This is a genomic window from Brucella sp. LJL56 (assembly GCF_054871705.1).
On record NZ_JBTXLQ010000002.1, the window covers coordinates 255,870 to 268,966 of the forward strand.

Below are 13,097 nucleotides of genomic sequence, written 5' to 3' on the forward strand. Positions count from 1 at the left end.
CATTCCCGTCATCGCTCTATGCGAACTGCCACAGCGTTTCCATCCAATTTGATCGGAAATGTCCTGCTTGTTTGACTTTCGCCTTCTTTCTGGTGCAAATCGGTTCCGTTCTGAACAAACCCCTTTGAAAAAGCAGTGTGAAAGCGGAACGTAAGGCGAACTTTAGTCGCCTTTCGCGGGCGCGCATGGCATCATTTAGGTGATTCGCGAACAATATTTTCCGGTCGATGGCGAGCAGGCTCGGCAGCGCCCCCTGAAATTCAGATAGAGAGCTTTTCGGAACAGATGGACGATAGCAACGATCTCTTCTCTAGAGTGGTCAGCAATGCCCGGGAACGGGAACAGGGGCGACAGGGTGAAAAACCTGTAGCGCCACAACCTGTTGCACAGCCGGTAGTAGCGCCGTCCCCCTCCGTTCCGAAACCGGTCGCGGTCAAGGCGCCGCCTGCTTCATCGGCAGGCGACGACTATAACGCATCATCCATCCGTGTTCTGGAAGGCCTGGAGCCGGTACGCCTGCGTCCCGGCATGTATATTGGCGGTACGGACGAAAAGGCGCTGCATCATCTCTTCGCTGAAGTCATTGACAACTCGATGGACGAAGCGGTCGCGGGGCATGCCAATTTTATCGAAGTCAGTTTTGATGCCGATGGTTTTGTTACTGTTTCGGACAACGGACGCGGCATTCCCGTGGATGAACATCCCCAGGTACCCGGAAAGTCTACGCTCGAAGTCATCATGACCAAGCTGCACGCGGGCGGCAAGTTCGACGGGAAGGCCTATGAAACGTCGGGGGGGCTGCACGGCGTTGGCGTTTCGGTGGTGAACGCCCTTTCCGATATGCTGGAAGTGGAAGTCGCACGCAATCGCCGACTTTATCGCCAGCGCTTCTCGCGTGGCATTCCGCAAGGTGGACTGGAAGAACTCGGCGAAGTGCATAATCGTCGCGGCACCCGCGTCCGTTTTCACCCAGACCCCGATATTTTTGGCAAGACAGCACAGTTCGACCCACATCGCCTCTATCGCATGGCCCGCTCGAAAGCCTATCTGTTCGGTGGGGTTGAAATCCGCTGGAACTGCGATCCATCCCTGCTCGATCCGAAGAAGGAAACGCCTGAAAAGGCCGTATTCCACTTCCCCGGTGGCCTGAAAGACTATCTTGAGGCGTCGCTTGGCAAGGAACATCAGGTCACACGGGAGATTTTTGCGGGCAAGACCGAAAAACAAGGCGGACATGGGGCCGTCGAATGGGCGGTTTCGTGGTTCGGTGGTGACGGTTTCGTCCACTCTTACTGTAACACCATTCCGACCGGGGATGGAGGTACGCATGAAGCAGGCCTGCGTATTGCCTTGACGCGAGGGCTAAAAGCCTATGCAGAACTGACCAACAACAAGCGCGCTTCGATCATTACCACTGATGACGTTATGGTATCGGCTGCGGGCATGCTGTCGGTTTTCATCCGCGAGCCGGAATTTGTCGGCCAGACCAAAGACAAGCTTGCGACCGTCGAGGCGCAGCGCATCGTGGAAAACGCTATCCGCGATCCATTCGATCACTGGCTTGCAGCCTCTCCGCAGGAAGCATCGCGCCTTCTGGAGTGGGTGATTGACCGCGCGGACGAGCGTTTACGCCGTCGTCAAGAGAAAGAAACGGTTCGCAAAAGCGCAACGCGCAAGCTGCGCCTGCCCGGCAAGCTTGCCGATTGCACGCAGAACGCAGCAGCCGGGGCAGAACTGTTCATCGTCGAGGGTGACTCGGCAGGCGGCTCAGCCAAACAGGCACGGAATCGCGCCAATCAGGCTATTCTGCCGTTGCGTGGTAAGATTTTGAACGTTGCCAGCGCCGGACGCGAAAAACTGACGGCAAACCAGCAGATTGCCGATCTGGTACAGGCGCTTGGCTCCGGCACGCGCAAGAATTATCGCGAGGACGACCTGCGTTATGATCGCGTCATCGTCATGACCGACGCAGATGTCGATGGTGCGCATATCGCGTCGCTGCTCATCACATTCTTCTATCAAGAAATGCCCGATCTGATCCGCAACGGTCATCTCTATCTGGCAGTACCTCCGCTTTTCCGCTTGAGCCAGGGCGGAAAGGTCGCCTATGCGCGTGATGAAGCGCACAAGGACGAGCTTCTGCGCACCATGTTCACCGGACGTGGAAAAGTGGAAATCGGGCGCTTCAAAGGCCTTGGCGAAATGCGCGCCGAGCAGCTCAAAGAAACGACCATGGACCCGAGGAAACGCACTCTGCTGCGTGTTCAGGTGGACGAAGATTATATCGATGAAACCCGCAACACCGTCGATGAACTGATGGGTACCAAACCGGAAGCGCGTTTCCGTTTCATTCAGGATCGGGCGGCTTTCGTGGAAGAACTGGATATCTAGAGCGCCTCTCCAGAGGTTTCTCTACGAATTCTGAGAAGTTAGTAGAGAAAACCTGAAATGCTGAGGTGGCATGAACGGCAATTCGCAAACGCAATGCCGTTCGTTTTCTTTTTCAACAGAACTTCATAAATTCCTGATAAATGGGGACTTCAAGCTTTTACATCGATACCGAGCTTGGCTTCGATCTCCTCGATCGATTCTTTAACAAAGAAAGTCTGATCCGTGCTCAGCGTCACAATGCGTGTGCCGGTTCCATAAGCATTATAGGAAAGAACGTGATTGAAATTCACGGCGAGCTTTTCACCGTTCACTTCCGTCAGCATGATCCACATCGCTTGCCCTCCTCCTGATATTATCCTCTCTAGAGAAGAATAGGCGTGACGGAACATTCGGCAACGGTTGCGACAGCATGGGCTTTCAAAGCTTGGTGCACATCCTCACTTTTTCGACTGTTCGTCCGAAGCTTTCAGACCATTCTTCGCCGCGCCAATCGGTCCGGAAGCCAGCCCTTTTGTAGAGGTTGAGAGCGGGAAGATTGTCCGCGTGAGTGCCGATCACCGCTTCGTCAAAGCCATCGAGTAGAATCTGTGCCATCAGCGCATCAAGAAGGTGTCTACCAATCCCCTGCCCTTGGCGAAGCGGATCAACCCATAAATCGGAAATGTAATTGCTTTGAGGCACCCTCGCGCCCCAGCCCGCAACGATCCCGGCCCTTTCGGCAATCAGGACACAATCTGTATTCGCGTGAAGGTCGCGCTGGAACTTGGCTTCCAGAACTTCACGCTTCTCGGCAGTTAGTTCAATATCGCGAGCCGCAATTCGCCAGGCTCGGACCGCTAACGCAGCCATAGAAACAAATTCGCCGGGGAAACCCCGGCGAACAAAAAGATCAGTTTTTACCACCATTTTGCCGGAGTAAACCGTCCGGCAGCCTGTTCAATGGCGTGCGCCGCCTGGAACAGTGTCTCTTCCTCGAACGGGCGTCCGATCAGTTGAAGACCCAGCGGCAGACCTTTCTCATTGATACCGGCAGGCACGGCAATACCCGGAAGGCCAGCCATGTTGACCGTCACCGTGAAGATGTCGTTGAGGTACATCTTGACCGGATCATTGGCGAGGTCTTCATCGGCCAGACCAAAAGCAGCCGACGGCGTTGCCGGGGTCAGGATCGCGTGTACGCCCTTGGCGAAAACGTCCTCGAAGTCCTTCTTGATCAACGTACGCACCTTCTGGGCACGCAGGTAATAGGCATCATAGTAACCAGCGGACAGCACATAGGTGCCAATCACGATGCGGCGCTTCACTTCCTTGCCGAACCCGGCTGCGCGGGTCTGCTCGTACATGTCGGCAATGTCCTTGCCAGGCACGCGCAGGCCATAGCGCACACCGTCATAACGCGCGAGGTTGGACGAAGCTTCCGCTGGTGCAACGATGTAATAAGCAGGCAGCGCATACTTCGTGTGCGGCAGCGAGATATCGACGATTTCGGCACCGGCATCCTTCAGATACTGAATGCCCTTCTGCCACAATTCTTCAATCTCGCCCGGCATACCATCGACCCGGTATTCCCGTGGAATGCCGATCTTGATGCCCTTCAGCGACTTGCCGATGGCTGCTTCGTAATCCGGCACCGGCAGATCGACCGAGGTGGTGTCCTTGAGGTCAAGCGACGCCATGGACTTCAGCAGAATGGCGGCATCGCGCACGTCGCGCGCAATCGGACCAGCCTGATCCAGTGACGAAGCGAAGGCAACCGTGCCCCAGCGCGATACACGGCCATAGGTCGGCTTGATGCCAACAGTGCCGGTGAAAGCTGCAGGCTGACGGATCGAACCACCGGTATCGGTTGCGGTTGCGCCGGCGCAAAGCTGTGCGGCAACAGCGGCAGCCGAACCACCCGACGAACCGCCCGGCACCAGATCGGCGTTGGAGCCATTAGCGCGCCACGGATTTTTGACCGAACCGTAATAGGAGGTTTCGTTGGACGAGCCCATGGCGAACTCATCCATGTTGAGTTTGCCGAGCATAACCGCACCATCAGCCCACAGATTGGCTGTGACGGTTGACTCATACTCCGGCTTGAAACCATCGAGAATGTGAGAGCAGGCCTGCGTATGCACGCCCTTGGTGGCAAACAGATCCTTCACGCCGAGCGGAATGCCTTCCAGTGCGCCCGCTTCACCCTTGGCAATACGCTCATCCGAAGCTTTGGCCATCGAACGCGCCTGATCGTGAGTCACTTTCACGTAAGCGTTGATGGTTTCATTCGCGGAATCGATAGCGGAAAGATAGGCGTCGGTGAGTTCGGTCGCTGTGATGGCTTTGGCCTTCAGCTTGTCGCGCGCCTCAGCAATGGTCAGTGCGGTCAGTTCGCTCATCGTCAAATCCTGTCAGTGCGCCTCAACGAGACGCTTTTCAAAAAAGGCGCTGTATTCGGAATCCGGATAGTCCAGAACCACACCGCAGCACGTAAAACCTGAATTCTCATAAAGCCGCCACGCTTCGTCGAAGCCGGGGCCCATACCCGTTTCGAGTACAAGACGGGACACGCCTTTGGTTTTTGCCAGATCGACAATCGCATCGACCAGAGCCGAACCAATGCGCTTTCCGCGCACTTCCGGCCGGGTGAACATGCGCTTCACCTCGCCGACGCCATCATCGTGCATCTTCAATGCACCACAGCCAACAGCCATGCCATCTTCGTCGCGCGCAACAAAGACCGTCGTATCGGCCCCCGCCATCTGCTCAACTGTCATCTTGAACTGGAATTCCAGCGGCGACAGCGGCAAAAGATGTATATTCAGACCATCGACCAGCGCGCGCACATCATCCTGCAACGGGGTCTCGACTGAAACCCGAATAGCCATGACCTACTCCACGACCTTTGGTACGACGAAGAAATTGTCTTCCGTAACCGGTGCATTAGCCACGACTGCGGCAGCAATACCGCCATCCGTTACCTTGTCTTCGCGCAGACGCATGTTCATCGGCGTCACAGAGGTCATCGGCTCGACGCCGTCGACATTGACTTCATTCAATTGCTCTACAAAGCCCAGAATTGCATTGAGTTCACCGGTCATACGCTCGGCATCGTCTTCGCTAACGGCTATACGTGCGAGATGCGCGACGCGCTTGACGGTAGAAATATCGACGGACATCCTGTTCTCCGCAAATGCTATATCAGGGCGGCGAACCGCCACCCTGAAGGTTCTTTGCTACGGCTATACCGGCGCGATTGTTGAAGCGCAACAATTCTTGCACTTCAACAGGCCATTAGAAGCTGTGAACCGTTCCTGCACGATCGGTCAGCACCTTGGCTTCCCGATGACCGGTCATTCCGGCCACGAACTTGTCCGCCGTCTGATCAATGATCGGGAACGAGCCATAATGGCACGGCAGTATGGTGCTGAAGTTGAAATAACGCTGGCATGCGAGAGCTGCAACCGCACCACCCATTGTGAAACGATCACCAATGGGAACAATTCCTATCTCAGGCTGATGAAGCTCGTTGATAAGCCCCATGTCCGAGAAGATATCCGTGTCACCCATGTGATAGAGCGTTGGCGCATCCTCGAAATGGAACACCAGACCATTCGGATTGCCCAGCGCCTGCGAGACGCCGTTTTCCGTCAGCATTGCCGAGGAGTGGAGCGCATTAACGAAGGTAACGGTGAACCCGTCATGCGCCACCGTGCCACCCGTATTGCCAGGATCGAGCTTTTCCACGCCCTGACTGCCAAGCCAGCTTGCAAGATCAGCATTGGCGATGACTGTCGCGCCGTGTTCCTTGGCGATTGCTACTGTGTCGCCGACATGGTCGCCGTGACCGTGGGTCAGCGCAATATGGGTTACGCCTTTGGTTGCTTCTTTGAAATCGATGCCCTTCGCACCGGGATTACCGTTCAGAAACGGATCGATGAGAATAACGGCCTTTGCGGTTTCGATGCGAAACGCCGCATGGCCAAGCCAGGTAAGTTTCATCAAGTCTCTCCTCAATCTTTGTTTCCGGCTCGATTTCCGGTTTGCGAACAGATATGACGCCGATAAAGTTGAAGGCAATATGAAACCACTTCAAAATCCTATGAGGTCCAATGGCTGTCGTTGAAATCGAGGAAATTCCAGCGCTGCTTCAGTCCGGGCAGACGATTGCCGGACTGGATCTGGGAACCAAGACTATCGGCCTTGCAGTGTCTGATCTCGGTCTTTCCTTCGCGCATCCGCGCCCCGTTATCAAACGGGTGAAGTTTTCCATCGACGCACAGATGCTTCTGAAAGCGCTCGACGCCGACAAGGTCGGCGTTATCGTCATCGGCTTGCCTATGAATATGGACGGAACGTCCGGCCCCCGCGTTCAGGCCACACGCGCATTTGTGCGCTCCATGCAGCCATTGACCGATTTACCCTTCGTATTCTGGGATGAGCGTTTGTCGACCGTCGCTGCCGAACGGGCACTGATTGGCATGGATGTTTCACGCGGCAAGCGGGCCGAGCGCATCGATTCGGCCGCAGCAGCCTTTATTCTCCAAGGTGCACTCGACCGCCTGCATAGCATCAGGCGGTCGGCATCTGATGATTACGACGCAGGATAGAGCTGGTCGAGAATCCTTTCGGCATTGTGGCGCGCGTCCAGCATGCCATAGGTCGAACGCCACTGACCGCCGAGACGGGTCTCGATGAACGCATCGGCCACATCGTCGGCCCCAAGCTGACGCAGTTCCGCTGCTGCTGCCGCATAGGCCAGTTGCTCAGTCAGAAGACGCGCGACACCCGGATCAGTTTCGGTAAGCTGTAATGCAGCACGCAACACATCAAGTGTCCCCTGCCCGCGTGGGCCAAGCTGTCCGCCGATCCATTCCAGCACTTCATCGAAAAGACCAGGCGCACGGGACAGCACCCGCGCCACATCCAATGCCATGACATTACCGGAACCCTCCCAGATCGCATTGACCGGCGCTTCGCGATAGGCGCGTGCGAGATTGCCTTCTTCGATGTAACCGTTGCCGCCGAGGCACTCCATTGCTTCATAGAGTAATGCAGGTGCGATCTTGCAAACCCAGTATTTCACCACCGGCGTCATGCAACGGGCAAAAGCCGCCTCGGCACGATCACTGGCAGCCATATCGAAAGCGCGTGCCAGCCGCATGGAAAGTGCAGTCGCACCGGCAACATCAAGCGCCATGTCGGCAAGAACGCGCTGCATCAACGGCTGCTCGACAAGAGCCTTGTCGAATACCTGACGATGACGGCTATGGTGCACGGCTTCGGCAAGGCCCGAACGCATCAATCCGGCCGACGCGACAGCGCAATCGAGCCGTGTCAGCGTGACCATATCCATGATCGTTTTGACGCCCTCACCCGGATTGCCGATCAGATGGCCGACCGCACCATCGAATTCAACTTCCGACGAAGCATTGGACTTGTTGCCGAGCTTGTCTTTCAGGCGCTGGAAAAAGAACCCGTTCCCGCTTCCCTCTGCAGTTAGGCGCGGGAGCAGAAAACAGGAAAGTCCTTCTTCCACCTGCGCGAGTGTCAGAAAAGCATCCGACATCGGCGCAGACATAAACCACTTGTGGCCGGTGATGGCATAGGTGCCATTATCGTTACGGGTTGCACGCGTCGTATTGGCGCGCACATCGGTTCCGCCCTGTTTTTCGGTCATGCCCATGCCGAGTGTAATGCCATGTTTGGCAAGAGCAGGTTTCTGCGAAAAGTCATACTTGCGCGACAAAATGGCTGGCGACCATTCCTTATAGGTCTCCGGCGATGCCATAAGTGCTGCAAGCGACGCGCTGGTCATGGTAAGTGGGCAAAGATGCCCCGCCTCAAGCTGAGCCGTCAGGAAAAAGCGCGATGCGCGTGCCTGATGACGGCGACCACTTTCGAGTGGATTGCCTTCCCATATCGAACAATGCAGGCCCGTCGCAATGGAACGGCGCATCAGCGCATGATAGGCCGGATGGTATTCGACAAGGTCGATACGGTTGCCCTGCCGATCGTGTGTGCGTAATTTCGGCAATTCTGTATTGGCGAGACGAGCGAGATCCTGTGCTTCAGCCGACAACACAAAACGGCCCGTCTGTTCCAGATCGGCATGCAGCTCCTTCGGGAATGGCGCCGCAATCTGCATCAGAAGCGGATCATCCAGATAGGCATTGTTGCCCGTCATGGGCGGCGTCTGGTTGGTAACGTCGTGCGTTTTCAAAAGCTCGTTCCGTATTGTGCGATTCAGTTCAATTTACGTTTCTTGCATTGCATTTGCTAAAATTTTGCCATCCCGAACTCAATTTGTCGTCAGGACAGCACAGGTTTTTCTTGGTGAATCGGTCGAAGCCATTATAAGGACGGTTGCGGGACCTGCCTCATGGTCCTATACGGGTGACTTGCCATGACAAATCAAACGGTCCCTCCGCTTTTCCCTCACCGCCACCTGCTGGGCATCAAGGGGCTTTCGCCCTTGGACATTCTTTGCCTTCTTGATCTTGCCGATCAGGAAGTCGCTGTTTCCAGACAGCCCGAGAAGAAAAAGTCCGTCCTGCGCGGTCGCACGCAAATTAATCTCTTCTTCGAAGCATCGACACGAACGCAATCGTCGTTCGAGCTGGCCGGAAAACGGCTCGGCGCCGACGTTATGAATATGTCGGTCGGCAATTCGTCGGTCAAGAAAGGCGAAACGCTCATCGATACCGCGATGACGCTGAACGCCATGCAACCGGACATATTGGTTATCCGTCACGCTTCGGCTGGCGCCGCTGCCTTGCTCGCACAGAAAGTTGGCTGTTCGGTGGTCAACGCTGGTGACGGCGCGCACGAACACCCCACACAAGCACTTCTCGACGCGCTCACCATCCGCCGTGCCAAAGGGCAGATCGAAAATCTGATCGTCGCCATCTGCGGCGATGTGCTTCATTCTCGCGTGGCGCGCTCCAACATCCTCCTTCTCAATGCGCTTGGCGCACGGGTGCGTGTGGTCGCACCATCCACGCTCTTGCCTTCCGGTATGGCCGATATGAGCGTCGAGGTTTTCAATTCGATGGAAGAAGGTCTGAAAGACGCCGATGTCGTCATGATGCTGCGCCTTCAGCGCGAGCGTATGGCCGGATCCTTCGTGCCTTCGGTACGTGAATATTTCCGATTCTACGGCCTCGATAAGGAAAAACTCAAAGTCGCCAAGCCTGATGCGCTCGTCATGCATCCAGGCCCAATGAACCGTGGTGTCGAGATCGCATCCGACGTTGCCGATGGGCCGCAGAGTGTGATCCAGCAACAGGTTGAAATGGGCGTTGCTGTGCGCATGGCCGTGATGGAAGCCTTGCTCGATCCGCGCCGCAACCCCGGTAATGGGCCCATCAGCGGAGAAGCAGCATGAGCGCGATCCTGTTTGAAAACGCGCGCATCGTCGATCCGTCGCGTGGTCTCGATGAAATCGGCAGCATGTTGATCCGTGACGGCAAGATCATTGCAGCCGGGGCAGATGCGCGCAATCAGGGCGCGCCGGAGGGTGCGGAAATCATCGATCTGGACGGAAAAGCCGTCCTGCCAGGGCTGGTCGATTCGCGCGTGTTTATCGGCGAGCCAGGCGCAGAGCATCGCGAAACGATCGCTTCGGCCAGCCGCGCTGCTGCTGCCGGCGGTGTCACCTCCATCATCATGATGCCGGATACCGATCCGGTCATCGATGATGTAGCTCTGGTGGAATTCGTCAAGCGGACTGCACGTGATACGGCTGTCGTCAATGTGCATCCGGCGGCTGCGATCACCAAGGGCCTGCATGGCGAAGAAATGACCGAAATCGGCCTGCTGCGCGATGCCGGTGCCGTTGCCTTCACCGAAGGTCGCCAGACAATAGCCAATACCCAGCTTATGCGGCGTGCGCTGACCTATGCCCGCGATTTCAACGCGGTCATCGCCTGTGAAACCCGCGATCCCTATCTCGGCGCGAACGGCGTGATGAACGAAGGCTTATTCGCAAGCTGGCTTGGTCTCTCTGGCAGTCCACGTGAAGCAGAAGTGATTCCGTTGGAACGCGACCTGCGTCTGGCGGCGTTGACTAACAGCAATTACCACGCGGCGCAGCTTTCTTGCGAAATGTCGGCTGAAGCCGTTCGCCGTACAAAGGATCTGGGCGCGAAGGTGACGGCTGGCGTGTCGATCAACCATTTGTCGCTCAATGAAAACGATATTGGGGAATTTCGCACCTTCTTCCGTCTGTCCCCGCCTCTGCGCAGCGAACAGGATCGCCTGGCCGTCGTCGAAGCCGTAAAAAATGGCACCATCGATATTATCGTTTCGGCTCACGACCCGCAGGACGTTGACACCAAGCGTCTACCCTTCGCAGATGCTGAAGCGGGTGCCATCGGCCTTGAAACATTGTTGGGTGCCGCACTTCGTCTTTATCACAATGACAGCATTCCGTTACTGCGGCTGGTTGAGGTTTTGTCGACCGCTCCGGCGCGTATTTTCGGTCTTGATGCCGGTACGCTGAAGCCGGGGGCCAAAGCCGACCTCGCTATTGTCGACCTGGACGAGCCATGGATCGTACGCGAGGAAGCCCTGCATTCTCTCTCGAAGAACAGTTGCTTCGAAAATGCGCGTTTTCAAGGTCGCGTCGTCCACACCTTAGTGGCAGGCAAAATCGTTTACTCGGCTTGAAAAACACCGCATAACCCGGAACAATCATTCGAAAATTCCGGGTAGGCGGAATCAAGAAACAACAGGGGACGTTCATGGCCGAACCGGGATTTCTTAGCATGACGCTCATAGGAGCGCTCGTCTTCGGTTATTTTCTTGGCTCTATTCCATTTGGCTTGATCCTGACCCGGCTCGCCGGGCTGGGCGATGTCCGTTCCATTGGATCGGGCAATATCGGTGCGACGAATGTGCTACGCACCGGCAACAAGAAGCTCGCTGCAGCGACGTTGATTTTTGACATGCTCAAAGGCACGGTCGCCGTTCTAGTTGCTTCACGTTACGGGCCGGACGCGGCCATCAGCTCAGGCTTCGGTGCTTTTATCGGCCATCTCTTTCCGGTATGGATCGGTTTTAAGGGCGGCAAAGGCGTAGCCACCTATCTCGGCGTCCTGATCGGACTTGCATGGCCCGGTGCACTGGTCTTCGCTGCCGTCTGGATCGTAACAGCCCTTCTGACGCGCTATTCCTCCCTCGCGGCACTTGTCGCCAGCATCGTTGTCCCCATCGCGCTTTATTCTCGTGGTTATCCTGCGGTGGCGGTCCTCTTTGCGATCATGACGGTCATCGTTATCATCAAACATAAAGCCAATATTGCGCGCCTCTTAAATGGCACTGAAAGTAAGATCGGAGCCAAGGGATGAAGGAAAGCGCGAATTCGAAAACTGGAATTCGCCTCTCTGATCACCAGCGGCTCAACTGGCTGCGTCTCATCCGAACGGACAATATCGGCCCCGTTACGTTTCGCGATCTGATCTTGTTTTGTGGCTCAGCCTCAAGTGCGATCGAAATGCTACCCGATCTCAACATCAGAGGCGGCAGTGCCCGCCCAATCCGCGTCACGTCCATGGACGACGCGGAGCGCGAACTTGAAGCCATCCAACGTGCCGGTGCCCGTCTCGTCGGAATGGGCGAGCCGGATTATCCATCGCAGCTTAAAAACTGCGAATCGCCACCGCCACTGGTTATAATCAAGGGAAATACCGCCGCTTTTGGCAAGCCACCGGTTGCCATCGTCGGCTCGCGCAACGCTTCGGTGATCGGCGCACGATTCACCGAACGTCTGGCACACGACCTCGGCGAAGCCGGGTTTGCAGTGATTTCCGGACTGGCTCGCGGTATCGATGCCGCTGCGCACCGCGCAAGCATGAAAACGGGAACCGTTGCGGTACTGGCTGGGGGACTCGATCGTCCCTACCCACTGGAAAATCTGCCCCTTTACCGTGATATACCGGAACAAGGTGGAGCACTCATAAGTGAAATGCCAATGGGAGCCGAACCTCGCTCCCGTGATTTTCCACGCCGCAACCGTATCATTGCAGGCTTGTCGCTGGGATTGATCGTCGTGGAAGCCGCCGAGCGTTCCGGCTCGCTCATCAGTGCGCGCATGGCCGGAGACATGGGGCGCATCGTGTTTGCTGTTCCCGGCTCTCCGCTTGATCCTCGTGCACGCGGTACGAATCTGCTTCTAAAACAAGGCGCAACATTGGTGACAGAAGCGAACGACGTTATAGAGGCCCTCCAGCCACTGGCTGGTTCAAGCATATATCGGGCAACCATGCCAATGCAGCCCGATTTGTTGTCTCCGCTTATGGACGAACCAGAATCGTTCCAACCGATCGCGACAGAGAAACAACGGGAAATCGTCGTTGATGCGCTTGGACCTGTACCGACCGATATTGACACGCTCGTTCGCCATACAGGTATGGATACTGGAGCTGTTCAGCTCGTTCTATTGGAACTAGATTTGGCCGGCAGGCTGCATCGCTATGCTGGGAATCAGGTGGCTTTGGTTTCTCCAGAATAACCATAATTATGCCTCGGATTCATTGTGGAGCACCTCTCGAGCTTCGACGAGAGCCATCTCGATCATATAGACAAGCAACGTATGATTCGTGTTCTTTGCCATTAAACTGAGTTGTTCAAGCATTTGTTCAATATATGTTACCGTCTCGAAGCGAGTCGCGGTTTTCAATTCCTCACCGTCTTCCGTGTCTGGAAAACCCGACGTATTGTCCATA

At 56.0% G+C, this 13,097-nt stretch carries 14 protein-coding genes; 6 read left to right on the top strand and 8 right to left on the bottom strand.

All coding sequences use genetic code 11. The features are described from left to right. Positions 1-285: 285 nt before the first annotated feature. Positions 286-2,391, top strand: a complete 2,106-nt coding sequence (gene parE / locus ACYSN1_RS09795; protein WP_461725492.1) for a DNA topoisomerase IV subunit B — start codon at positions 286-288, stop codon at positions 2,389-2,391. A gap of 149 nt (positions 2,392-2,540) precedes the next feature. Here the strand turns inward: parE and ACYSN1_RS09800 are convergent, their stop codons facing one another. The 6 genes from ACYSN1_RS09800 to ACYSN1_RS09825 form a co-directional block, all read right to left on the bottom strand. Beyond that, the gene (locus ACYSN1_RS09800) at positions 2,541-2,723 is read right to left on the bottom strand and encodes a flagellar FlbD family protein (RefSeq protein ID WP_010658857.1); all 183 of its coding nucleotides are present in this window, start codon (positions 2,721-2,723) and stop codon (positions 2,541-2,543) included. A gap of 85 nt (positions 2,724-2,808) precedes the next feature. Further along, entirely contained in the window at positions 2,809-3,240 is a 432-nt protein-coding gene (locus ACYSN1_RS09805; RefSeq protein WP_461725493.1) for a GNAT family N-acetyltransferase, read from the bottom strand. A 47-nt stretch (positions 3,241-3,287) separates the two neighbouring features. After that, the gene (gatA, locus tag ACYSN1_RS09810) at positions 3,288-4,769 is read right to left on the bottom strand and encodes an Asp-tRNA(Asn)/Glu-tRNA(Gln) amidotransferase subunit GatA (RefSeq protein WP_461725494.1); all 1,482 of its coding nucleotides are present in this window, start codon (positions 4,767-4,769) and stop codon (positions 3,288-3,290) included. 12 nt (positions 4,770-4,781) lie between these two features. Then, positions 4,782-5,258: a GNAT family N-acetyltransferase gene (locus ACYSN1_RS09815; RefSeq protein ID WP_461725495.1), complete on the bottom strand. Its 477-nt coding sequence runs from the start codon at positions 5,256-5,258 to the stop codon at positions 4,782-4,784. 3 nt (positions 5,259-5,261) lie between these two features. Then, a complete protein-coding gene (gatC, locus tag ACYSN1_RS09820) occupies positions 5,262-5,549 on the bottom strand; it encodes an Asp-tRNA(Asn)/Glu-tRNA(Gln) amidotransferase subunit GatC (protein ID WP_461725496.1) in 288 nt (95 codons plus the stop codon). Positions 5,550-5,664: 115 nt separating this feature from the next. After that, positions 5,665-6,372: a metal-dependent hydrolase gene (locus ACYSN1_RS09825; RefSeq protein ID WP_461725497.1), complete on the bottom strand. Its 708-nt coding sequence runs from the start codon at positions 6,370-6,372 to the stop codon at positions 5,665-5,667. A 110-nt stretch (positions 6,373-6,482) separates the two neighbouring features. On the opposite strand from ACYSN1_RS09825, the gene ruvX reads away from it, so the two are divergent. Then, entirely contained in the window at positions 6,483-6,980 is a 498-nt protein-coding gene (ruvX, locus tag ACYSN1_RS09830; protein ID WP_461725498.1) for a Holliday junction resolvase RuvX, read from the top strand. Here the strand turns inward: ruvX and ACYSN1_RS09835 are convergent. Continuing rightward, positions 6,965-8,593 (bottom strand): acyl-CoA dehydrogenase family protein, encoded by a 1,629-nt coding sequence (locus ACYSN1_RS09835; RefSeq protein WP_461725499.1) that lies wholly within the window; start codon positions 8,591-8,593, stop codon positions 6,965-6,967. The genes ruvX and ACYSN1_RS09835 overlap by 16 nt on opposite strands. A gap of 183 nt (positions 8,594-8,776) precedes the next feature. On the opposite strand from ACYSN1_RS09835, the gene ACYSN1_RS09840 reads away from it, so the two are divergent. The 4 genes from ACYSN1_RS09840 to dprA all read left to right on the top strand — a co-directional run bounded on the left by ACYSN1_RS09840 (position 8,777) and on the right by dprA (position 12,883). Beyond that, the gene (locus tag ACYSN1_RS09840) at positions 8,777-9,757 is read left to right on the top strand and encodes an aspartate carbamoyltransferase catalytic subunit (protein ID WP_461725500.1); all 981 of its coding nucleotides are present in this window, start codon (positions 8,777-8,779) and stop codon (positions 9,755-9,757) included. Beyond that, a complete protein-coding gene (locus ACYSN1_RS09845) occupies positions 9,754-11,040 on the top strand; it encodes a dihydroorotase (protein WP_461725501.1) in 1,287 nt (428 codons plus the stop codon). Before ACYSN1_RS09840 ends, ACYSN1_RS09845 begins: the two co-directional genes overlap by 4 nt. A 74-nt stretch (positions 11,041-11,114) precedes the next feature. After that, positions 11,115-11,720 (top strand): glycerol-3-phosphate 1-O-acyltransferase PlsY, encoded by a 606-nt coding sequence (plsY, locus tag ACYSN1_RS09850; protein WP_461725502.1) that lies wholly within the window; start codon positions 11,115-11,117, stop codon positions 11,718-11,720. Next, a complete protein-coding gene (dprA, locus tag ACYSN1_RS09855; protein WP_461725503.1) occupies positions 11,717-12,883 on the top strand; it encodes a DNA-processing protein DprA in 1,167 nt (388 codons plus the stop codon). The genes plsY and dprA overlap by 4 nt, the downstream gene beginning before the upstream one ends. Before the next feature lie 6 nt (positions 12,884-12,889). Here the strand turns inward: dprA and ACYSN1_RS09860 are convergent, their stop codons facing one another. Beyond that, positions 12,890-13,096, bottom strand: a complete 207-nt coding sequence (locus ACYSN1_RS09860) for a hypothetical protein (RefSeq protein WP_461725504.1) — start codon at positions 13,094-13,096, stop codon at positions 12,890-12,892. Position 13,097 lies beyond the last annotated feature (1 nt).